This window comes from Scytonema sp. HK-05 (genome assembly GCF_963872035.1).
GTDB lineage: Bacteria > Cyanobacteriota > Cyanobacteriia > Cyanobacteriales > Nostocaceae > Kalymmatonema.
Map to the genome: position 1 here is coordinate 119205 of NZ_CAWMYC010000136.1, position 23865 is coordinate 143069.

17 protein-coding genes and 1 pseudogene are annotated in these 23865 nt (G+C 42.0%); 7 read left to right on the top strand and 11 right to left on the bottom strand.

The genetic code is table 11. From position 1 onward, the window contains the following. Positions 1-260: 260 nt before the first annotated feature. Entirely contained in the window at positions 261-2981 is a 2721-nt protein-coding gene (locus AACT52_RS30855; protein ID WP_073627949.1) for an AAA-like domain-containing protein, read from the bottom strand. 17 nt (positions 2982-2998) lie between these two features. Further along, positions 2999-4570, bottom strand: coding sequence for an AAA-like domain-containing protein (locus AACT52_RS30860; protein ID WP_073627951.1), 1572 nt, complete (start codon positions 4568-4570; stop codon positions 2999-3001). 254 nt (positions 4571-4824) lie between these two features. Here AACT52_RS30860 and AACT52_RS30865 point away from each other — a divergent pair. Continuing rightward, a pseudogene (locus tag AACT52_RS30865) lies at positions 4825-5205 on the top strand (RsmE family RNA methyltransferase); the annotation flags it as partial. 81 nt (positions 5206-5286) lie between these two features. Here the strand turns inward: AACT52_RS30865 and AACT52_RS30870 are convergent. After that, on the bottom strand, positions 5287-5712 hold the full coding sequence (locus AACT52_RS30870; RefSeq protein WP_143172720.1) for an FAD-dependent oxidoreductase: 426 nt from the start codon (positions 5710-5712) through the stop codon (positions 5287-5289). A 59-nt stretch (positions 5713-5771) separates the two neighbouring features. Then, positions 5772-6908 (bottom strand): C45 family autoproteolytic acyltransferase/hydolase, encoded by a 1137-nt coding sequence (locus AACT52_RS30875; protein ID WP_073627953.1) that lies wholly within the window; start codon positions 6906-6908, stop codon positions 5772-5774. A gap of 89 nt (positions 6909-6997) precedes the next feature. On the opposite strand from AACT52_RS30875, the gene AACT52_RS30880 reads away from it, so the two are divergent. Next, positions 6998-7759, top strand: a complete 762-nt coding sequence (locus AACT52_RS30880; RefSeq protein WP_073628059.1) for a 16S rRNA (uracil(1498)-N(3))-methyltransferase — start codon at positions 6998-7000, stop codon at positions 7757-7759. Positions 7760-7911: 152 nt separating this feature from the next. Here the strand turns inward: AACT52_RS30880 and AACT52_RS30885 are convergent, their stop codons facing one another. After that, a complete protein-coding gene (locus tag AACT52_RS30885; RefSeq protein WP_073627955.1) occupies positions 7912-8601 on the bottom strand; it encodes a hypothetical protein in 690 nt (229 codons plus the stop codon). A gap of 532 nt (positions 8602-9133) precedes the next feature. On the opposite strand from AACT52_RS30885, the gene AACT52_RS30890 reads away from it, so the two are divergent. Then, positions 9134-9835, top strand: a complete 702-nt coding sequence (locus tag AACT52_RS30890; RefSeq protein WP_233153805.1) for a lipase family alpha/beta hydrolase — start codon at positions 9134-9136, stop codon at positions 9833-9835. Between the two features lie 161 nt (positions 9836-9996). Here AACT52_RS30890 and AACT52_RS30895 read toward each other — a convergent pair whose 3' ends face one another. From AACT52_RS30895 to AACT52_RS30910, 4 genes are all read right to left on the bottom strand, one after another. Beyond that, positions 9997-10428, bottom strand: a complete 432-nt coding sequence (locus AACT52_RS30895; RefSeq protein ID WP_073627957.1) for a VOC family protein — start codon at positions 10426-10428, stop codon at positions 9997-9999. 298 nt (positions 10429-10726) lie between these two features. Next, the gene (locus AACT52_RS30900) at positions 10727-13393 is read right to left on the bottom strand and encodes a type I secretion system permease/ATPase (protein ID WP_073627959.1); all 2667 of its coding nucleotides are present in this window, start codon (positions 13391-13393) and stop codon (positions 10727-10729) included. After that, positions 13342-14100: a peptidylprolyl isomerase gene (locus AACT52_RS30905; RefSeq protein WP_073627961.1), complete on the bottom strand. Its 759-nt coding sequence runs from the start codon at positions 14098-14100 to the stop codon at positions 13342-13344. The genes AACT52_RS30900 and AACT52_RS30905 overlap by 52 nt, the downstream gene beginning before the upstream one ends. A gap of 188 nt (positions 14101-14288) precedes the next feature. Next, positions 14289-15083 carry a TIGR00297 family protein gene (locus tag AACT52_RS30910; RefSeq protein ID WP_073627963.1) on the bottom strand — a complete coding sequence of 265 codons (795 nt, stop codon included), beginning with the start codon at positions 15081-15083 and terminating at the stop codon, positions 14289-14291. A gap of 1050 nt (positions 15084-16133) precedes the next feature. On the opposite strand from AACT52_RS30910, the gene AACT52_RS30915 reads away from it, so the two are divergent. Further along, complete coding sequence (locus AACT52_RS30915; RefSeq protein WP_073627965.1) at positions 16134-18227, top strand: S8 family serine peptidase; 2094 nt, start codon at positions 16134-16136, stop codon at positions 18225-18227. Here AACT52_RS30915 and menD read toward each other — a convergent pair. After that, entirely contained in the window at positions 18190-20031 is a 1842-nt protein-coding gene (gene menD, locus AACT52_RS30920) for a 2-succinyl-5-enolpyruvyl-6-hydroxy-3-cyclohexene-1-carboxylic-acid synthase (protein WP_073627967.1), read from the bottom strand. The two genes, AACT52_RS30915 and menD, sit on opposite strands and share 38 nt — an antisense overlap. 155 nt (positions 20032-20186) lie before the next feature. On the opposite strand from menD, the gene folB reads away from it, so the two are divergent. The 3 genes from folB (at position 20187) to AACT52_RS30935 (ending at position 22678) form a co-directional block, all read left to right on the top strand. Continuing rightward, positions 20187-20561 (top strand): dihydroneopterin aldolase, encoded by a 375-nt coding sequence (gene folB, locus AACT52_RS30925; RefSeq protein ID WP_073627969.1) that lies wholly within the window; start codon positions 20187-20189, stop codon positions 20559-20561. A gap of 806 nt (positions 20562-21367) precedes the next feature. Continuing rightward, the gene (locus tag AACT52_RS30930) at positions 21368-21541 is read left to right on the top strand and encodes a hypothetical protein (protein WP_337251561.1); all 174 of its coding nucleotides are present in this window, start codon (positions 21368-21370) and stop codon (positions 21539-21541) included. Between the two features lie 144 nt (positions 21542-21685). Beyond that, complete coding sequence (locus AACT52_RS30935; protein ID WP_337251562.1) at positions 21686-22678, top strand: diguanylate cyclase domain-containing protein; 993 nt, start codon at positions 21686-21688, stop codon at positions 22676-22678. Here AACT52_RS30935 and AACT52_RS30940 read toward each other — a convergent pair. Continuing rightward, entirely contained in the window at positions 22668-23849 is a 1182-nt protein-coding gene (locus tag AACT52_RS30940) for a patatin-like phospholipase family protein (RefSeq protein WP_073627971.1), read from the bottom strand. The genes AACT52_RS30935 and AACT52_RS30940 overlap by 11 nt on opposite strands. Positions 23850-23865: the final 16 nt, after the last annotated feature.

A 23865-nucleotide genomic window follows, 5' to 3' on the forward strand; every position in this document is an offset into this window, starting at 1 on the left:
GTGCAACGTCTTTAAAGTAAGGTGACACAACAATCGTCTCCCACTAAGTACGTGGGTGGGGAAATTTGTCGTTATGACAAGGCAGAAGGTAGAAGGCAGAGAGCAGAAGGGAAGAGAGTTTTGACTAATTTTACTTTTCTTTACATAGTTCGGTTTTTTCGTGCCTACTTACTTAGTAGGAACCTCACCCCCAACCCCCTCTCCGCAAGCAGAGAGGGGGCTATTTATTATCTTAGGATTGAGCTTAGGAACGAGACACTCTACTTAGACGAGGACTGATTTTCATCCACTTTTACAAAATCACCATTAACGACTTGAACCAAGACTGGTTCTTGTTGACGTTCACCTTCTATAAACTTTAGTCCATTTCCTGAACTCTCACCAGGCAAAAGATTAATAGATGGGAGTTCTTTAAGTACACTTTGCCGGGAGGGATTGTCAGACGAAGAGATAGCTTTAATAAAAGCCTGAGTCGCATCATAACTAGCAGCCATTCGCCAGCTAATTTTTTGCACTTCCCATCTTTTCCTAGCTTCAACTACAAATTCAGATTGTTGTGAATTGGATTCGTTAAACCAGGCAATTGCCAAAATTAAGCCTTCAAAAGCCTTTCTATCTTTTTTAAAAATCCATGGTGGAGTATATAAAGAATCACCTCCCAGCATTTTTAGTTTTCTAGGTAAGTTGGGAAGTTGTTGTGCGCGAGCAATCTTACTCACTTGATAAATTAGTTCGGTATTCGGGAAAAAGATAGCTGCATCGGCTTTATTAATTCCACTAAGATACACTTCATAAGGTGCATCCAGTCTCGAATCTGCTAAATTTTTATCTCGTACAACTTTTCCACCTTTTTCTTCAAAGAATTTTGTAAACGCCTGCTTTAGGCTCTCACTATAGATATCTCCAGATTTATAGTAAATAACTACTCGTTTAATGTTATTGTTTATGGCGTAATCGGCTAATTTTCTAGCACTTTCCTGATCGGAACTGACTGTTCTAAAAAAAACTCTACTTGCTTGATTGTTTGTACGACTTAATAAAGTACTAGTGCTAGTGGGAGATATGGTTGCTAAACCAGCTTTTTCATACTTATAAAGTGCAGCTCGAGTAGCTTGACTATCATTATGTCCAATCACTCCCAGAACGTTTTGGTCTTTAATCAACTCTTGGGCGACTTTTTGTGATTGGATTGGTTTATTACTATCATTGGCGATTACAATATTCAATAACCTACCTTTTAATCCTCCCTCGCCCTTGTTGTTAAAATTAGCTTGGGCTTGTGCGACTCCCCTCAATATTTCTCTAACATTTTCCCTTCTAGCATCTACTGGTAGAACAACTGCCAAACTTAAATAATTACCCTTTTTCTGTGCTAGTGCATTGTTGTAGTAAATCTCAAATTCTGGATTACCCCGCTCAATATTTTTAACTGTTTCAAATTGCTTAATGGCTTCTGGATAATTTTTATTTTTAAAAGCTGTCATGGCATCTTGTGGACTAACAGTTGCATAGCCTAGACCAAAATTTCGCTCTCCTTGGCTAAATAGTTCTGGTTCTAAGAGGTATGGAGGACTTATTTTTTGCCGTATTTGCACTATTTGACCATTAATTCTTTGCCAGTCATACCATATGAAGAAGCCAGTTCCCATGATTAACAAACTTGCAGGTATTCCCCAGATAAGACGCAAACGATAATTTTTTATGGCTAATTCTTCGCTGGCATTGAGAAATTGATAATCTTCCATTGTCAGGTTTTTATCAGCACACCATTTCATTGCTGCTCGTAATTTTTGCCCCTGCAACAGCCAAGACTTTTTTCTACCAGAAGAAAGCCATCCCAGTAATTCCTCTTCATAAGGTCTTTTATCTGCTAATAGTTCGGCGAGCCATTGCAAATCAAAAATATATTCATAAATGCGGTTGTAAATTTTTAATTTACGGTTAGTTTCTACTACTAAGCCCGACAAAACTAATTCACTTTGTTCTGGACTGCCATCAGCTGGTAATTCTTGGTGTTGCCTAATTTTTTGGTAGAGTTTAAGTAACTTAACAGCCGATTCTTTACTATTGATAATCCGGTCGCGAATAGTTCTTAAATGCTGTGGATGATCCTGCTCTTCCCAATTATCAATTATGCGTGATTTAACTAATTCCTCAACCCATTTACGTATGAGCTTTTTCTCTGCTGGGATAATCTCTTCATATTCTGCAATTATTTGACATAATTTTTGAGTGATAAAAGGTTGACCACCAGTCCAGTTAAGTACCTCTTGAATAATTTCTTCAGCAATTTTAAAGTTACTTACTTTGCTTTCTAAACCTTGAGCTAGAAGTCGAGCTTCTGTAAATGAAAAACCGTTGAGTTGAATAGCTTCACCAATATTAAAAGGTGTCCGCTGATGATCTTGAATTAATTGAGAGGGCGTAGCTACTCCCAGTAAGGAAAAGGTAATTCGTTTAAAGTTTGCATTAATAGCTCGTTGATTATAGCAATATCTAATTAAAGCAAAAAAATCATCGGTTGGAAAATCTAAACTGAGAACAGTGTCGATTTCATCTATAAAAATAACAATATTTTGATAAACTTCTGCCAGTAATATTTTTTCAAAAAAATCACTAAACTGCTTCACAGGGGCTAGTGACTTGCTCTCATGCAACCAAGTTTCTAATCGTTCAGTTGGTAACTCAAATTTATCTGCCAAATCTTTAATAAAAGTATAATACCATCGCTCTTGGGTGACTCCTTTAGCACCAAAACCGTCTAAACTGATGAGAACACATCGAAATCCTTCATTTGCTAATTTTTTGCTAACTCGTACCTGCAAGCTAGACTTACCCATTTGCCGGGAGTTGAATACGTAGCAAAACTTCCCTTCTTTCAGCCCCTCATAAAGATTTTTGTCAGCCTGTCGCTCAACATAACTAGGATCATCAAGTTTTAAAGTCCCTCCTACTTGATAGTATTGCTGTTGTTGGCTCATTATTGTTACCCTAGCGGTTAAAGGTGTTGGCGGAAAAATTGACGATATAATTTGCAGCGTGGCTTGACAAAATTTCCTTCTAGCTTCACCAGTCCCAAACGTTGCAATGACCTAGCAATATTCGGAGATAACTGAAGTGGTTGCGTCGTTATAACAACTTGACGAAATGCTGTTTTCAACTCTGGATTCTTTTCAAGATTTTGCAAGTATTCGAGCAGATGACCTATAAATGGTCCTTCTATGGTAGAAGCAACTTTCAACAGCTTTTCAAAGGTAGTTTCATACAGTATTAGGTAATCGCAAGCCCTTCGGAAAAGTAAAGGATGTCCTCCTAGCAAATCCATCAGTTGTTGCACCTGATTTGCTGTTAAATCCAGTCCATGCAGCTTTACCAAACGCTGCACCTGTTCCGAACTGAATTCTGGTAATTTAATCGGCAACCCCACATTCAGAGGTGAGCTATTGATATCTAGGGAAGCATAAACTTCGGTGGAATGGACGATTATCAAACGGAGTTTTTTCCAAATTTCGCTAGCTTGATCGCCGCGCCTTGCCCGATCATGCCAATTTCGTAGCATTTTACAAAAGTCGTCGGCAATTGCAGGCTGTTCAAAAACCAGATCCACATTATTTAAGGCTAGCACCAGAGGACTAGCAATGTTTGCTAACAAGTATCTTTGAAAGTACATCGTGCTGTTGTAGATACAAGCTGCTTGATTATCCCAATACTCACTTAATTGATTAGGCAGCTCTAACTCCTTACCGACAGCAACACAGAAAGAACGTAAGAATCTTTCGACATCGTTGTATACCGTCCCATCTACTAACACGTTAAAACTTAAAGTTACTGTTTTGTAACCATACCCTCTGGCATAAGCTACTATCCGGTTCATCAGCCATGTTTTTCCCATATTCTCAGGCGCTGTGATGCGGATCAGCGAACCGGGCTGCTTAATCTCTTCATAACAACGCTTTTCAATTGCAGGGCGTTCTAGATAAAACACCCCTGGCGATTGATCTACTCTTTTGCGGAGAACTGGGGTTGACTCTTCGGGAATACCTTGCAGTTGAATTTCCACACAACCAAACTCATAAGCTTCCTCTGGCGATCGCTTTGCCCCTAGCGCCCTGTAAAAACCAACAGCAAAAGCGATCGCCGCTTGATCGCCAATCGTTGTCTTCATGCCAATGACAAAAGATATATGCTGAACAATAGCCTCGGCTTGAATGTCCGAATAACAAGCATTCAGCACCACACAATTAACATGGGCTGCGACTAATTTAAACAGTGCAGCTAAAGCCTCAGGCGTTACTGGCTGTGTTGTACCCAACTCATTTTCAAAGCAAAGCTCACCACTACTTGCGCCATGCCCAGAAATATGAACAATATGAGGTTCAAAATCCAGTATTGCTTGGCTAATGTCTCTATGACGTGCGGACAATTGCAGTTTGAGGACAAATCTGTCTCGTAACCTGACTGTTTGGAGCTGTTGTTCGATATCTCGCAACTCTTGTTGTAAACGAAGCCTAGCAGTATCAGTAGGCTCAGCAGTCAAAAACAGAATTCTAATCTGGCTATCGTTGCTCATCCACAATCGTTCCCCAAGCTCAATTAATTACCAGCATCCTTTGGAACCAATAGTTCTTGTCCAGCCTACTTACGAGGAACTACTGAAGTGGTTTTATTTAATTTTAATCTTTTTATAAAGACATATAAAAAGAGCTCATCTCGACCAAAAATCAATCCGGATAGCAAACAAATCATTCCTACCTTCAATAGCGCGGAAAATCCCATGGCTCAACTGCAACGAATCGCGATCGCCTCTGGCGGACACTCCGTGCCATCGCACCCTCCCAATTCCAACAAGAACAAATCTTGCTGACACCTCAACATTACCTGGGACGTGTATTACCTTTATGTGACGACGATCACTTCATTGCAATGGATGGCAAGGGTAAATGGTGGCTGGCGCAGCTACAAGGAGAAACAGCGCAGGTTTTAGAACCACTGACAGTAGAAACCGAATTAGCTGTATCAATTACGCTGATGGTCGCCTTGCCCAAAGGCAATGGATTTGATGATATAGTACGGTGTTGTACTGAGTTGGGAGTCACTGTTATTGCTCCAGTCGTGAGCGATCGCACTTTACTCAATCCCAGTCCCCAAAAACTCGAACGCTGGCTATATATTTCACAAGTTGTAGCTTGGTTAAGCAGAGGCGCAACCCAACAAAACCAAGGTAGGTGTTTGATTACGTTACTCAACGCAACCTACAACGATTGATTGGTCAAGTTCAGTGGGCATTCACTGCACATTTTCTTGGCTTTGCTTAAGCCCTTCTTGCACTCGCGCACCGTATTCTGGCTCGCACTGTATACAGTATGCTATGCCCTTACCTTTTGTGATTAAGCTCTGTAATTCAGCCCTATGGATGCCAATAACAGGCAACTCAAAAGTATCAACGGGTATATTGACCAACTCCTTGCCGCTTTGGGAATTGAATTGGTAGTTTGTCGTTAGATAGCCAACGCGGAGCGCCTCCTCCAACAAGCCTAAATTCTTTAGGATGTGTGTGGCATTTGCCCAAAGTGCAATACCAGCCCCTACTTCCCGTAACTCCTTTGTTCGCTCATAGACAACTGGTTCAAAACCAACTCTATGCAGAGCAAGTGCAGTTGCAGCACCGCCAATTCCGCCGCCGATAATGATGATCTTCTTAGCTGTTTGCATCTTTCTTTTTGAATCGACAGACTTGTCAGTTGGTTACTCCCTATTAGATCTGTACCCCATTAAGAAATTGAGACACAAGAAAACGTTCCATTACGAGGATTGCCTTGTGAGAAAATCAGTTTTCTTTCCCTCAAATTCATCACAACCGTTGATACAGTTCCATAGGTGAGACCATCAAAGATATTTTTCTCTGACTGGCGACATATGGGTAAGTTTCCTTCCTGATCAAGAAGAATCTTTAACATATCAGCTTCATGTCGTCCGCACTGAGTAGACGTAAGAAACCTTGCTCGAACAATTCGCGCTGCTGAACTTTCAGTTTCTTCGGAGAAATCTATCTTGTCCCCTTTTGAAGTGAGAAATCCATTCGTGTGAACCACAACATTGTTCACTTCCACTTCATTTGAATTGAGAGCAAATAATTGGTTTCCAGCAAGTTCAAGATTAAAATATTTACCTGAATCATCAGCGATAAGAATGTTACTCATCGTTGCCCGTTCAGCAGCACTAATGACATGATACGCCTCATTGAGTGAGGTAGAGTCTAAAACCTTTCGCAGAAGTATATGCACAGGAATTCCTCCTGTAGGTGCTTGACATTTAAGAATGTTGAGGCAAACTCCAACACCTGCTGCGTTTAAGCCGATTTTGACAAAACCTGGCTCTCCTAAAGCAAGAAAACGGAAACCATCCTGTCGTGTAACATCAAAGATGACAGCTAAGTTCTCAAACTCTTCTACCCAGTCCCAATTTTGCCCTAGAATACGGCTCTCTTTAAAGTAAAGAGAAGTACATTCATTAGGTGTACTAGACCGAAGTATTTCCGTTCGGGACATGAGCATAACGACTTCCCACAGTTCTCGCCTTGCGTGAGATGCAATCGCTTTGAGTTCAAGAGCATACGGCTGTGAAAATTCTTGAATCCGCTCAAAAAATGCTAAGGAAGTCACCTTGAGCGAAGCATCAGTCCATTGGGCAAAAAGTTTTGTTCTGTAAAGTTCAAAAGCTTTTTCAATGCGATCGCTAAGCTTAGTACCGTGTTCTGCTCCTATCTCTTCTGGAGAACCTGTTAAACGAACTAAGGGTAATTTTGCTTGAGGATGTTCTTCAATAAGATTTGGGGGAACAATCTTTAAACCTTGAGCAGTAAGTAATTCAACAGTTGAATCTTTACTTATATCAGGGTGAGGTGACACAGCAATCGTCTCCCACTACATTAGTTTTTACAACAGGACTTAAAACTCCGCTCAGAAAAAAAGCAAGCGCCTTTATTATCCTTAATCCAATGTCACAACTGCAACGAATCGCGATCGCACCCTCCCAACTCCAACAAGAACAAATCTTGCTCACGCCTCAACAACAACATTACCTGGGGCGTGTTTTGCGCTTGCGCGAGGGCGATCGCTTCATAGCAATGGATGGCAAAGGCAAATGGTGGCTGGCGCAATTAGAAGGAGAAAAAGCGCAGGTTTTAGAACCACTGACAGTAGAAACTGAATTACCTGTATCAATTACGCTGATGGTAGCTTTGCCGAAAGGCAATGGATTTGATGATGTAGTACGGTGTTGTACTGAGTTGGGAGTCGCGGTTATTGCTCCGGTGGTGAGCGATCGCACTTTACTTAATCCCAGTCCTCAAAAACTCGAACGTTGGCTGCGTATTGCACAAGAAGCTGCGGAGCAATCAGAACGCGCTTTTGTACCTACGATATTAGAACCTGTTTCTTTTGGTACTTATCTAACCACAGAAACAGCAACTCACCGTTACATTTGTGAGGCTCGTGGCAGCTATCCTCATTTAAGAGAGGCAATTCATCAAGTTTCTACCACATCTGAGATGATCATTGCCACTGGACCAGAAGGAGGATGGACCGAAAAAGAAGTGGAGTCCGCTATTAATGCTGGATTTCAACCAGTTTCCCTTGGTCGTCGCATCTTGCGAGCAGTGACAGCTCCGATTGTTGCCTTATCTATTGTGGCAGCACAGTTAGAATCGAAGGAGAGAGGCTTACTCCCTTTCCCTTGTAGGGAAGGGGTTGGGGGTTAGGTTTCTTGGCATAGCCTAAAAGCGTGAAAATTGCTGTAAGCTTACTTATCAAAGAAATTGTCGAGACAGGAAATCTCCCATCTCGACAATTTCTTGAAAATTATTAAATAATAGCTGGACAATTGCCAGTTATTATTTGCTATTTACCAAAGTTACCCAGGGGTTTTTACTTGACGTGCCATGTCTAAGTAAGAACTCATGTTCGCACCAGGACGCCGACGACCATTAGTACTAGATGGTACGGCGAGATATTTTGGCGCAAAAGTCGTTTCAGCTGGCTGCTGTTGAATTGCTGCTTTGGCTTTTTCGCTTTGAGCAAGTTCAGGCTTAACGCCATTTGCAGTCTGTACTAGCTGAACTTTAGCCGGTTCTGGCTGGGCGGCAGATTGAGAATCTTTTGTTCCGTTCTTTGTTCCGTTCTTTGTTCCGTTCTTTGTTCCGTTCTGTGTTCCGTTCTTGGTTGCTGCTTTTGCTGCAACTGGTTCAGCCGCTTTCTTAGCACTCGATACTGCTGGTTCAGCCGCTTTCTTAGCACTCGATACTGCTGGTTCAGCCGCTTTCTTAGCACTCGATACTGCTGGTTCAGCCGCTTTCTTAGCACTCGATACTGCTGGTTCAGCCGCTTTCTTAGCACTCGATGCAACTGATTCAGCCGCGTCCTTAGCACTCGATGCAACTGATTCAACCGCGTCCTTAGCTTTCGATGCAGCTTGTTTAGCTGCATCTTTCGTTACTTCGACGGCTTCATCGAGTTCCATGTAGTAACCGCTTTTCTTGCCACCGAAAAGCCCAATAAAGAAATTCAGAACCCCACCGATTAAATTTTTGATAAAACCCAACATTACAATTTCTCCTGCCTCTTATACCTGGAATATGACCGCAATCCTGAAAAAATCACGGAATATTTTTAATTTTTATCAAGATATTCTTGACCCACCCATTCGTCTGTACAACCTAATGATCGTGACAGCCTTCATAGGTTTTTTTCTCAACTAAAGTTGTTTTAACAGCAAGCGACTCATGCTCTTAACTCTTTACTTTCAGCACTTGCCACCTGTACACAGTCAGACTTAATTATTAAATTTTACTGTAACTTGGGGCAATATTTTAAGAGTAGGCTTAACAAAAGTTAACTTATACTTTTAACAATACCTATTCAGTCTTAAGAGGGATGTTGCTCAAGCCAGTAGGGGGAGTGTCATAGCTTTTTGGCAAATGGTAATGAGACTCGACTAAATTAGGTAAAGATAGATTTCAATCCCTGATAGGGATTCATACAGTTTAGCCCCTGCCTGGAGATTATAGAATACTACATTCAAAGCATGAGGGCGTATATTGTACTGACTTGAAAACCGCCACAACATTATTTTGTACATGAATAAGGTAAAACAACAGCGAAATCCCGTGTTATTAGTACACGGTATTTATGATACAGGTCGAGTTTTCGATCAAATGATTCCCTACCTGAAACAGAGGGGTTGGACTGTGTATGATCTGGATTTAGTGCCGAATAATGGCAATATGGGTCTTGACACGTTGGCTCAACAAGTCGCTGATTATATTGATGCCACTTTTGAACCAGAACAACCCGTAGATTTAGTGGGCTTCAGCATGGGAGGTATCGTCAGTCGTTATTACGTCCAACGATTGGGAGGAATCAATCGCGTGCAGCGGTTTATTACCATCTCATCACCGCATCATGGCACTTGGATTGCTTACTGTCGTGATGGTATAGGTTGCATTCAAATGCGTCCTGACAGTGTTCTACTACAAGATTTGAATCGGGATGTTGGTATGTTAAAGCAGATAGATTTTACCTCTATCTGGACACCTTATGACTTGATGATTGTCCCCGCAACGAGTTCACAAATGCCTCTGGGACGCGAGGTGATAGTGCCAGTTTTGAATCACGCCTGGATGCTGACAGATTCAAGAAGTTTGGCTGCAGTGGCAGAAGCGTTGGCAACTCCAGTGAAGCAATTCAAAATACCCTCCGGGAAGCTGCCCTCCGGGCATCTACAAAATTCAAAATTCAAAAACAAACAACCCAGTACTACCAAATATTCTGTCTCTTGACTGTATGCGTTAAAACAGTGAACAGCTACCTACGCAGTGACGCTTTCTCGGGCTGGTGTGGTTGTACTGACACCAACGCTTTCCACGTTCTTGGTGGGGGACTTAAACATGCAAAGGATAAAACTGATAACTGATAACTGATAACTGATAACTGTTAACTGTTAAAGGCGATCGCCAATTTGTGTATACTCAGCACTGCCGAAAATAGCTTCAGGGTGACGGTAATACTTAAATTCCATTAAGTTATAAAAAGGGTCTTCTAGAAAGAAAGTGCGATGTTCTAAGGGAGAATCAACAAAGCGGTGTTTGGCTTCTTCTTTAAAAAGGAGTTGTCGCTGTTGCGCCCTTGCGAGTAAGTCCTCCCAGTCGTTTTCTGAGGTAAAAATTAGCCCAAAGTGTCTGGGATAGATACTGCGCTGTGGTGCAAGTGGTTCTTTTGTAACGTGAGCTACCAGTTGATGACCGTAGAGATTGAGAATTAGGGCGTTGCGGTTTTCCCGTCCAGAAGTGCAGCCTAAACCATCGACATAGTATGCTTTTGCCTGGGCAATGTCTGTGACGGGAAAGGCAAGATGAAATAGTGTTTGGTTCATTGCTTGTGTCTATAAGACTGGTGATTGATCCTATCTACAATCTATTCTTTTCATCCGTTAGTTTGTGTGAAATGCGAGTTCTATTTGTTTGTACTAGTAACAGTTAATTCTATGAAAAAAAACCACAGATGGACACAGATGCACACAGATAATTCCTCTGTGTTTATCCGTGTGCATCTGTGGTTCTAACTTCTAAATACATACTTTATAATTGTCTGTTTTCATCTGCGTTTATCTGCTACAGGCTGCGGTTTCATATTCACTCCATCGTAAACTTTTGCAAGAAGTCTACTGAATATCAGATGTTTGCCTGTTGCCGTTGATACAATGACCAGTACAAACCTTTTTGTCGCAACAGATCTGCATGGCTTCCCCGTTCAGCGAGAACGCCCTTTTCTAGCACCAAAATCAAATCAGCCCGCTTGAGGGGGGCAAAACGGTGGGCAATAAGAAACACGGTGCGGTTTGCGGAAATTTTTTGGAGGTTTTCCAGGACTTGCTGTTCGGTTTCGCTATCTAAAGCACTGGTCGCTTCATCTAAAATTAAAATCGGCGCTTGCGAGAGAAATAACCGGGCTAAGGCGATGCGTTGGCGTTGTCCGCCAGATAAAGCTGTACCGCGTTCTCCGACGTTAGTTTCGTAACCGTGGGGTAATTCACTGATAAAATCGTGTGCCACGGCACATCTTGCAGCTTCTACGACTTGTTCTGCGGTGATGTCGGGATTACCAAGCGTGATGTTCTCCAAGATAGAACCGTTGAATAAAAAGTCTTCTTGAAGAACAACACCAATTTGTTGGCGCAGTGAGGCTAAATCAGCGCTTTTAATATCAAAACCATCAATCAGGATGCGTCCTGATTCAATTTGATAAAGGCGTTGCAATAATTTAGAAAGGGTACTTTTACCAGAACCACTGCGTCCAACAATACCAACAAACTGTCCTGGTTGGACAGAGAAGGAAATTCCTCTCAAGACGGGTTCAGTACTTTGTCGGTAGCGGAAGAAAACTTGTTCAAAGGTGACTTGACCTTTGAGGGATGGTAAAACTAAACCAGTTCCTGGTTCAGTTTCTGGGGCAACGTTGAGAATATCACCAATGCGGTCTACAGAAAGCAGTACTTGTTGTAAATTTTGCCAAAGCTGCACTAGGCGTAAAAGTGGTGCCGTGACTCTACCAGAAAGCATCTGGAATGCGACTAATTGACCGATAGTCAGTTCCTGCTTAATGACAAGCTTAGCTCCAAACCAAAGAATCAGTAAGCTGGAAAATTTGGTGAGGAAGTCAGCGATATTGCTGCTGATGTTAGAGGTGGTAGAGGCTTTGAAACCTGTGCGGACGAAACGAGCAAACAAACCTTCCCAGCGATCGCGTGCGGCTGGTTCTGCTGTATGTGCTTTAACTGAATGAATTCCTGTAATAGTTTCGACAAGAAATGATTGACTATCAGCACTACGGTTAAAAGTTTCGTTCAGCCAGTTGCGCAGAATTGGCGTTGCTATCAGCGTCAGAATGGCAAACAAAGGCAAGACTGCTAACCCCACAAAAGTCAGTGGGATATTGTAGTAAAACATCAATCCCAGGTACACCACAGCAAAGATGCTGTCCAAAACCACAGTTAATGCTGTACCTGTGAGAAACTGACGGATTTGTTCGAGTTCTTGAACTCGTGCGACTGTATCTCCTACCCGCCGAGACTCAAAATAAGCCAAGGGTAAGCGCATCAAGTGGCGAAACAGCTGTGCCGATAAACTTAAATCTAAGCGACGGGCGGTATGGGTAAAAATAAAAAGTCGCAGGATACCAAGAACTGCCTCAAATATTGCTGTGAACAGGAGTGCGATCGCCATGACATCAAGAGTTGGCAAACTCTCCTGCACCATCACCTTATCAATAACGACTTGCGTAATTAGTGGTGTTGCCAACCCCAAAAGCTGCAATGTAAACGACGCCAGCAGCACTTCACTCAACAATCCCCGATACTGCCAAACTGCTGGAGTGAACCAATTGAGGTTGAATTTTTCTTGCTTGTTGATCAGTTCTACTTGCCACAACTGCCCATCCCAAGTCGCTTCAACGACTGAGCGTGGTATGCTTTCACAGGTGTGATTAGAATTTAAGGGATTGCCAACAGTCAGGCGATCGCCCTTAAGGGCATACGCAACCACCCAACTTCCCTCTCGCCCTTCTGATGCTTCCCAGCGCAACAAAGCTGGAAATGATAATTGTCGTAACTCATTCCAAGTAACTTGCAGCCGCCGCAGCACAAATCCTAACTTTTCTGCTGCTTCCACAAGATGTTTCGGTCGCTGTCCTCTAATTTGGCGTTGTACCCATTCCAGTTGCACGGGATTATCTAACTGTTGCGCCACCATTGTTAAACATGCAGCCGCCGTGTTCCAGCTAGAGACAAATGGGTATGTTGATACACCAGAAGAGGACGCGGGGACATGCTGACGCGGGGACGCGGGGACATTTTCACTCTCCGTGTCTCCATGTCTCCGTGTCTGCGTGTCCTCCTCTTCCCTACCTAACCAAAATCCTTCGATTTGTGGTGTGGAAAGTTCTGCCCACACTGCTGTCGTAGTGCGCACCACGACGACTTCTTTACTAGCAGCGACAGCCTTGCACTCCACAGAAAACCTGTTTAAGTCACCGAACCAATCTCCTGACTGTAGCGTTGCCAAAGGCTTACTGACATTTTCTTCGCGCAAGCGGACTTTTCCAGAAACAATTAAGAACTGGAAACCTCCCGCTTCTTGTGACCAGATTTTTTCTCCCAAATTGTAGCGAAGAGTTTCTGACACCTGTTGCAGTCGGCTTTGTTGTTCAGGAGTTAGCCAGCACAGTGGTGGTTGATTCCAAGGTAGAGAAGCTAGCACACTATTTTCTGAAGATTCCTCACCTAAAAGTTTTAATTCACCTGCAATTTTACCGTTAGTTTTTGGATTTTCTCTGCTAGCCATTTCTCAAACAACTCGTTTTGTAGTGCTTGCCTTAGTTGAGTATCTTCTAATGATGCTGACAGAAATTGTTCCACACGAAACAATCCATACCGTCCTTCTAGTTCTATCGGTCCTACTAATTGTCCGGGACGCGCGATATCAATAGCTGCCCTGAGTGGATCTGGCATTGTTCCCCGACTCACTGGTCCCATCATACCGTTGACAATTTTGTCATCTGCTAGCGAATACTCTTGAGCAAGTTGCTCAAAGTTTGCTCCTTCTTCGATTTGCGTTTGTAGTTCTTCAGCGAGTTCTTGGCTATCAACAATAATTCGCGAAAGTACCACTCTATCTAGATAAATTTTACGCTCGATGAAGTATTCTTGCAGCTTTGATTCTGTAACGACAGCTTTCAGTTTTTCTACCTTAAAACCGTAACTTACTGATGAGTGAAAGGTATCATAATTTGTTCCGTTACTCTGTAGCCATTCTTGAAACCTAGAAGGGTCTGTCAACTGATTTTTTAGGCGAAAATCAATTATAGTCTGTTCGGTCAAAGCAGGACTGATAAATATATCTTCTCGTGTTTGTAGTTCTTGCTCAATCACGTACTGGCGGAGAATGTCTCCAATGAATTGTCCCAATTTTCCCGAGGCTTGCAAATATTTTACTGCTTGCCCATAAGAAATCGGTTTGTCATCTATGGTTAAAAATGATGAAAATTCCATAAACTTAAAAAGTTAATGAGTAGAAAAAACTACAAAAAAACAACATACAACTTTTGAAAAAGTAAATTTGCATTTTAATTGACAATTTTAGGCAAAAATAGTGTGACAATCGTAAGCGGTCTTAGGCGAGAGTGACAACAAAACCTTAAGGGAATTGCTAAAAAAGACTCAACATTTTAGAAAAAGAATTAGGCAATGACATTTGCCCATATCCAGGCAAGTAAAATTGCTGTACTAGCGCCGATCAATGTGTTGAAAATATTTACCACTTCATTAGTTAACCAGTCAAAGCGAGATTGCAGTGTTGCTCCGATCACACTTTCTAAATTGGTGGCAATGAACGCTGCTACAACACACCAAAGGACACCGTACAAATCTATCAAACCTACTCCCCAACCAAGGAGTGCTTGAGCGAGTGACGCAGCAGCACCCGCTAAAGTTCCCTCTAAGCTGATTGCCCCTTCTGTTCCCCGTGGCACTGATTGCAGCGTGGTAATCAGAAAAGTGCTTTTACCATAAGCCTTACCCACTTCGCTAGCACAGGTGTCAGAAAGCTTTGTACTAAAACTCGCCACGTAGCCCAGCAACAATAAGGTGTAGGGCGTAGGGTGTAGCGTTTGAGGCGTAGGAAAGATTCCCGAACTTGTCGCCCATACTCCCAACGCACACAAAGCCGCAGTTAAAGCAGAACCCCAGACATTTTCTGGACCTCTAGCACCCGAACGCTTTTCTGCTATGCCTTCTGCTTCTTTTTGCGCCATACCTACGCGCGTGATCAAAGAACCAACAAGAAAATAGAACATGACTACTATGTATCCCTGCCATCCTAGTGTTCCCCAAATTAGGACGCCAAGTAACCAAGCGTGGAATAATCCAGCTGGAGTGAGCAACTTTTTGGGGGCAATCCAAGCCACAACCAGCAAGATACAGTTCAATCCTACTCCAACTAGCCAAGGATTCAGAGAATTAATCGAAGATAACATTATAAGCAACTCATCGAAAATTTGGGTTTGAAACCCCGTCCCTCCCTTCGGGAAGTCAAAATTCGCTCATTCAAAAGTCAAAAGTGAATAAAAGAATTATTTTTGACTTTTGACTTGATACTTTTGACGAATCGCGTCCCTTGCGCGTGTCCCGAAGGGACGAGCGCGAGGGGGACGGCTTTATTTTTGGGATGGGTGGTAACAGTTTTTACCACCCAAAGAAAGCTTGTTACCGCCTTGGATGTACTAACGACGTTCGATGTTTTGTATTCACCTTTCGTCCGGACAGTTACAGACTCGTGTTTTCTACCTGTACGCATAACAAGTGGCGATAAGCCGGTGTGTATACATCCCTAAGCCCTGAGTCCTTACGGACACGCTGCGCGTTCACGTAGTGTGCGCTTGCGCTTACGGGCACGCTGAGCGCAAAGCGCACGCTAGGCGAACGCGAACGCTACTGACTATCAGAGAGGTTACAGACTAGGGAAGCATCCAGTAACGTCTTGTGAGCTACACGCGGGCGATAGTTCAGTTTGGATTGTTAACCCGTAAGCTAGACACTGTTTTAGTCTTGAATTAAGAAATTGGTAAGTTTTCAGCTTTCAAGCCCTGAGGCTTTAGCCCAGGGTTAGTGACCTTTATTGCGAGTATTTTTACCAAAATACCAATAGAATAACTAATTTAGAACAGATGTGATTGCTGAGCGCAACCCCCCAGTTGTGTAAGAAATATCTAGCTTAATGGTATTAAAGATTACTCTTAGTCTTTCTTTGAACACGCATCTTAGTTCTCTCCAATTTCCCAAGAGACCATAACTCATCGTGGATAGGGGAGGATAAGATTCAAAAATAAATTTTTTCTAGAGATAGCGACAAGGATAGCCTTTTTACCCTTCTACCGAAATTTACCGGCTAAGAAGCATAACTATGAAGATTTCGTAAATTTTTCCTATTTATTTAGTAAAGTAAGATACAAACCTATTTTTTTTTATTGAGAGAAACTCGATATTGATGTTGATGTAATATATACTGTGCATATACCCATTAACGTATGTCAGAAACTGTTCCTGGAAGGTTTCTAGAGACTGCTAAAAACTTCAATACTGGTATAAGTCCTCAAATATTTAGCGATACATTAAGTAGCAGTCATAGCAATTTCTACAGCTTTACCCTGAAAGGTCGTAGCAGTTTTGACCTTGCTCTGGAAGATTCTAGCAAAAATGCACACGCAGATTTGATTCAAGATGCAAATGGTAATGGTGTGGTAGATGACGGTGAAGTCATAAATGGTTCTATTTTTAGTAGCACAAATGCTGAATCAATTAGTAAAACCTTAGATGCAGGCTCTTATTACATCCAAGTCTATATTGATGAAAGCTTAGAAACGAACTATAAATTGGCTGTTTCCGCAACGCCTATTGACAATGCTGGAGATTTCTTCCAGGCTGCCCGTAATGTTACTGTTAATTCCCAAACTAAAAACTACAGTGATTGGGTAGGTCTATCAGACACGAACGACTACTACAAATTTCGCCTAAAGACCACCAGTGACTTCAAATTAGGACTCACTGAGCTAAGTGATAATGCAAATGTGCGATTACTAGACGTTAACGGCAATACGCTTGCAAGTTCCGTTAACCTCGGTACGACAAATGAATCAATACGCACTTTAGATGCGGGAATTTACTATGTACAAGTTTACCCATACGAGGGCAGTGAAACTTTCTATAACCTAAGTTTGTCAGCAACCCCTGTATCTGGTGATGTTTTACCACCGACTCCCACTTCTGTTGACACACCATCTCCGACTTCTGGCACTACACAGCAGCCGATTCCTGCTTCTTCCAGTACACCTTTACCCCTTGACAGCACGACATCTTATATTAAGGGAACTCTCCGGGCAGATACCTTTGCTTACCAGTCTGCATACAATCGGACAGTATACTCTGGCAATGGCAACGTTGACTTTGGTAGTGGAGCGCGAGACTTACTGGATGTATCCGCATGTTCTTCTACAAACGCCACTATCAAATTAGTAGAGTCCACAGGTGGTGTTGTCTACAACCCAGGCAATGGTAATCGCGTATTTGATTCTATAACATTCAGTGACGGCAAAGAAATTTTGTTTGAGGGCATTGAAGCCATTAAATTTGCCGACAAAACAATTAACTTATCAGTGACACCGAATGATCCGATGTTTGGGCAACAATGGAACCTACACACGATGGGTGTTCAAAATGCGTGGCGTTTCACGACTGGTTCCACCAACGTGCTTGTGGGAATTGAGGATACAGGCTTAGCTGCCAATGGTGGTAATCTTCACCCCGATTTACGTTCCACCAATTTTTTAAGTAACAACTACTTGGATGAAATGACTAACTCCACCGCACACGGTACTTCAATTCAAGGGGTGATTGCTGCTGCTAGTAATAATGCCGTAGGAATGAGTGGTATCAACTGGAGTTCTGATGTTTTCCATATCGATGTTATGGGTGGTGACGCTAAAGATTCCGATTTGGTGAGTGCTACACAAACATTGATTAATCAGGCAAATAGTAAAAGTCAGCGTTTGGTAGTCAACCTAAGTTTGACTGGTGGTAGTTCACCGCAATTTGAGCAGCTGATTGCTAATAACCAAAATACAGCCTTGTTTGTGATTGCCGGCGGAAATAGCGACGGCAATAGTCTTGAAAGCCCTGCCGACTTAGCGAACAAGTATGGCAATGTCGTAGCGGTAGGTGCTTCTTGGGGACTTAAAGATTGGTATGGCAATCCAAAAACACCCGGACAACGCATCTCCTACAAAGACAAAGGATGGTGGAGTTCCAGCAAAGGAGATGGTCTGACTTTAATGGCACCATCTGAGTTTCTCACAACCAATGCTACCAAGTCTTCTAATGCTTTTGCGTTCGGCTATGATAACAGTTTCAGTGGCACTTCAGCAGCAGTGGCAAACGTGACAGGAGTTGCTTCATTAGTATGGAGTGCTAATTCAAATCTCACTGCTACCCAGATCAAGTCAGTTCTGTCACAAACAGCTTACGATTTGGGTGCAGCAGGCTATGATACAGAGTACGGTTACGGGTTTGTTAATGCCGATGCAGCTGTCAGGAGAGCAAAGGCTCTTGCACAGGGTGTAGGGTAAAATCTAAACCTACTGAAAATTTCCCTAAATTCTCCCTGCGCCATTTGGCATCTGCTTTGCGATTTGTCCGCAACTCTAAAACCCGAATTCCCTGAGTTGGAAGTGGGTTTAATCTTGAAACCAAGTGCTTCCAAGAGGTCATCAATTCATATTCAACACCATAAGTGGCACATAATTGAGCGAAATCAATATCTTGCGGAGTTGCAAAAAATTCTTCAAATGGTGGGTCGAATTTGGAAATGGGTAACATTTCAAAAATTCCACCACCATTGTTGTTAATTAACACAATGGTGAGATGTCCGACAAACTTATTTCTGATTAAAAATCCATTGGTGTCGTGCAATAAGGCTAAATCACCTGTCAACATCACACTGCTTTGATGGCGATGGGCAATTCCCAAAGCGGTGGACAATGTGCCATCAATGCCATTCGCACCTCGGTTGAAAAAGGGTTGCACTTCTGAGTGACTTGGTTTCCAGAAAAATTCAACATCCCGCACTGGCATACTGTTGGCAATAAAAATGGGTGTTTTTGATGGTAAAGTCTGAGAAAGTAACCAAGCAGCTTTACCTTCAAATAACTCCTCTGTTGTTGTCAGTGTTTGGTCAACAGCTGCCCTAACTTTTGCTTCTACTGCACACCAGAGTTGGAGATACTTAGAAGAGGATGAGGGGGATGAGGGGGATGAGGGGGATGAAGGAGAAACTCCTAATTTTGAATTTTGATATCTGCCCAATTCTTCTATACTTATGCGCAGGTGAGTTGTTCTCCCGTGGAGAGAGTCGAGGTTTTGGTCGCTTGGGTCAATGATCCAGCGTCGCGCTTGGGTGGAAGTTAACCAGTTACGTAATTCTTTACTGGTGGGCAATTCCCCAATTTGAATGACCACGTCTGGTGTTAGCTGTTTTGCCAATTCCTGATTCCGCAAAATGAGGTCATAGGTGGAAATAATATGAGGATTGAGATCAGCGTAGTTTCTTACAGGAGAGAGTCCCTCTGCCAAGACGGGGAATTTTAGGGTTTTGGAGAGTTGAGCGATCGCACTACAATATTCCTCTGGTCTTTGCGGTTGGGCAACACCAGCAATGATGATTCCTCGATCAGATTTTAACCACTCTTGTAAAAAGGGAGGTGAAGAAATCGGCACATGGATAGATGCGGTGGTGGTTGTTATATGATAAAAGAAGTCTTCTAGGTCAAATTGGGACTGTAACAATTGTAGAGATGTTGTCTGCAATTCCTCTCCATTAGAGATAGGTGCAAGGGGGTCGCGAAAGGGAAAATTGAGATGTACTGGTCCAGGTACAGAAGTTTGTGAACGTTCCCACGCATGAATCATCATTTGCCGCAAATAAGCCAGCATTCCCATCTCCACGGAGGGAATAGCTAACTCTGTTTGCCAGTTTGGGTAATTGCCGTATAATTTTAACTGGTCTATAGTTTGTCCAGAGTGGCAATCTCGCAATTCTGCTGGTCTATCAGTGGTAAACAGCAACAGAGGTATACGACTTTCTTTAGCTTCTATCACCGCTGGGTAAAAATTCGCTCCCGCTGTCCCAGAGGTGCAAACAACGACCGTGGGGCGTCCGGTTGCTTTGGCTTGACCCAAGGCAAAAAAGGCAGCAGAACGTTCATCAAGAATCGAAATCGCTTGAATATCCGGTGATTGTTGGGCAAAGGCGACTGCTAGAGGTGTGGAACGGGAACCCGGACAAATCACGACACAAGTCAATCCAAGGCGCTTTAATGTCTCGGCTGCAATCGACGCCCATACAGTATTAATGTTTCTAAAATCAATTGTCATCAACCTTGAAAGTCCAAAAGTTCTAAGTCTTGAGTTCTGAGATATGGGTGTTGACCGCATTCTCTGGTATATTTCAACCAACTTTCTTATCGTAGATGAATCAGGAAATTCAAGGCGTTGCTAAATACTAAAAGTACTCACTCGGGACTATTTTTATGGACTGCATTCATTTAACGAAAATTCGCGGCTACGGCTACACTGGGTATCTGCAAGAGGAACAGGTGCTAGGACAATGGTTTGAGGTGGATCTGAGGTTATGGCTGGATCTCTCAAAAGCTGCTGAAACCGACGCGATAGAAGATACTCTCGATTACCGTAGTGTCATCAGCTTGGTGCAAAATCTGCTGAAGACATCAAAGTTTTCTTTGGTGGAACGGTTAGCAGCCACCATTGCAGATTCTATTTTGGCGTCAAGCGATCGCGTAGTACAAGTTCAAGTTGTTTTGAGTAAACCTGCTGCACCCATCCCAGACTTTGGTGGCGAAATCAGCATTGAACTGACTAAAACTAAGTCTAAGCCTAACGCCTGAAGCCTAGGATTAATATTCTATGCTGTGAATATCTGGCACTCCTTCCCTAGCCCTCCCCACTTGTAAGCAGGGAAACAATTTTTCTACGTTCCCGTCATCTCCCCGGAAAGGGGAGAGTGCGGGGGAATTGAGGAGGTTTCAGGAATTTATACAAGATATCTATCAATAGAGATAGCAATTTTCTTTTGTTCTGTGATCATTCCAATACGTTCGTGTCGTACCGTACGCTCAGCCGCTCTTCGGGCTTCTACTATTGCACAACAGAAATAAGTAGACAGTTAAAAATGACAAGAAAGCTAGTTTTATAGCCATTATAGCCGTGTGCTTTCTGCCTTCTTAATACTAGGCATCTTGGCAGTTGGTTTCAGATAAAAGTGTTATATATTGTATTAAATTTCATCTATCAATTTAGTTGAATACATAAAATCAATGGATTTCAATATGTCTCAAATTAACTCAGTCATACTATTGGTTGCTTTTTATACTTACTAACAATAGAGGTATTTTTTACTACAAAAACGGTTGTAGCTGAACAAAAGATTTCTTTTATACCTGCTATCTTTACAGTAGTCAGATATCAAGTTAGTAAATTGATACTGATATAATGAAATAATTCAATTAACTTTATCCGAAAGTTAAGAAAAGTGTCAGGAAAACAATATTTAACTTAAAAATAACTGCCTCTTGAGTATTTTATAGAGTAACTATGCAGGTATTTTGAAGATTTATTATGATGGAATGATTCACTTAAAAATGAGTGAATTTTTTGAAGAACATTATCACTTAATTCAGAGGGAAAGCTTAATATGCCTACTCAAAAAATTTTAGTCGTTGAAAATGAAAAAAAAATAGCATTAGATATTAAAAAGAGATTGCAAAAAATGGGATATTTTGTTTATGAAATTATTTCTTCTGGAGAAGAAGCTATAAAAAAAGTAGAAGAAACAAATCCCAACTTAGTCTTAGTTGATCTTTGTTGATCGGGAACAATCAATGGTGCGCAGGTTGCTGATATTATCATCAAAAATTTTGAAGTTCCAGTTTTATATTTAACAGATTATTCAAAAATAAAAAAAATCAATGAGAATCGATTAATCGAACCTTTTAGCTATATTACTAAACCAGTGACTGAACAAGATATGCATCTTGCTATCAAAATGGCTCTTTATAAACACCAAACCAAAAGAAAACTACTGGAAGAGAAGCGAAAGTTTCTCGCAATTCTTAAAAGTATGGGATCTGGAGTCATCATCACAGATACTTATGGTTGTATTTATATGATGAATCCAGTGGCAGAAGCGCTTACAGCGTGGAAGCAAGATGAAGCCGTTAATAAGAATTTAACAGAAGTTTTGAGCTTGGTTGACAAGGATACAGGGTTAATCATGAAGGATTTAACGACCCAAGTCATACAGACGGGTGTCGTTTTGAATTTACCAGAAACCTTGACATTAATGACTAAAAACCATACAGAAATACAAATTGGGGGTAGTATTGCTCCCATTCGCGATGACGATGGTAACATGATTGGCACAGTTTTACTTTTTCAAGACATTACTCAACGTAAACGAATAGAAGCACAACTTGTACGCAATGCTTTCTACGATGCGCTCACAGGACTACCGAATAGAGTTTTATTCTTGGAGAGGCTGAGCCAAGTGTTTGAACGGGGAAAACGACGAAACAATGAACGCTATGCTGTTTTGTTTTTAGATTTGGATGGCTTCAAGAAAATCAACGATAGTTTTGGACATAGTGTGGGTGATGATTTATTGATGGAGATTGCTCGACGTTTAGAATCATGCTTACGCAGTGGCGACACCGTAGCACGATTTGGTGGTGATGAATTTGCGATTCTTATCGAAGATATTAAAGACGTGACCGACGCAACGAACGTTGCCAAACGTATTCAAGAAAGCTTAAGATTGCCAGTTGAGTTGAAAGAACATGAAATACTCATTGCAGCTAGCATTGGTATTGCTTTAAATTGTAGTAGTTATGAGCAACCAGAAAATCTGCTACGGGATGCTGATATGGCTATGTACCATGCAAAGCAACAGGGAAAAGCTCGTTATGTTGTGTTTAATTCCCAGAAGTCACTCGATACTAATGATTAATCTGCAAAAATTTTTGTAGTAACGCTTGTATTTCCGGTTGCTTAATATAAACATCTGCCGCTTCGATTAAATTATTGATATTCTCTTCACTGACATCATCAATGTCATCGCTCAACCGTTTGCCAGTTAACTCCCTATCAAGTTTAAATTGCAATCGCAAATGACGCTGATCAATGATCTGGCTGGTAATATACTCGTAAACGTCTGATGAAGCATCAAACAAGACATCCACAACCGGTTGTGCCCATTGTAGAAGACCCCATTGTTGAACTTTTTCAAATGGGATCACCCGCGTAGCATCGCCCGTTCCTATGGAAAGAACGGTAATTTCTTCGAGTGGATGACCCAATCTTAGCGCTTCGGCAACAGCACAACTAGAGGGGTTATTGGCAGCGACAGCGCCATCAATGGCAGAGTATATAGTTTGAATTGAATAAGTTGAGGTCTCGTCAGGTATCTCGACCCAGGGTGCATCTACCAACGCTTGTCGATTTGATCCCACATACTTTCTAATAGTGCGAGATTGTCCACTACCTGTGCCACTTGTGATGTTTATAAGTTTGTCATTATATATATCTATGGTTGAGGATGCTTCCTCATCTAGAGTGATATTCTCTAGTGTTGCCTTTTGAACTTTTCCATCTATTCTCTTGTCTAGTTTATGTCCTGGGAAATAAGTTGGAGCAGATGCTGAACAAACGCACGCCTCCCACAGAGAAACATTACCATAACCTTTGTCTTGACGCCAACTTTTAAAAATAATTGGTTCCCGCTCAATCGTGTCATAAGAAACAATTAATAGTAACGGCGAATCGATATCAAACAGTGTTGTCTCCCCGCAAGTCTGTTTTAGGACTTGAATTAAGCCATTGTCTGAATATTTAGGAGCAGAAAAACCATACCTCAAAAGTAATGGAATTCTCTGCAGCGAAAAACGCTTTTGATAAGGAAAGAGTATTCTGCCGTTTTGCTTGTAAAATTCAACAATTTCTTCACTTGTGCATCCTTTGGCAATTGTTGCTGCTAAAATTGCCCCTGTAGAAGTGCCAGCAATTAAGTTAAAATACTCATTTAAAGGTTGATTTATTTGCTGTTCAATCTCTGCCAGTATCTTTGCCCCAATGACTCCCCGAATCCCCCCACCATCCAAGCTCAAAATCCGAAAAGGCATAGTTTCCCCAATCCTC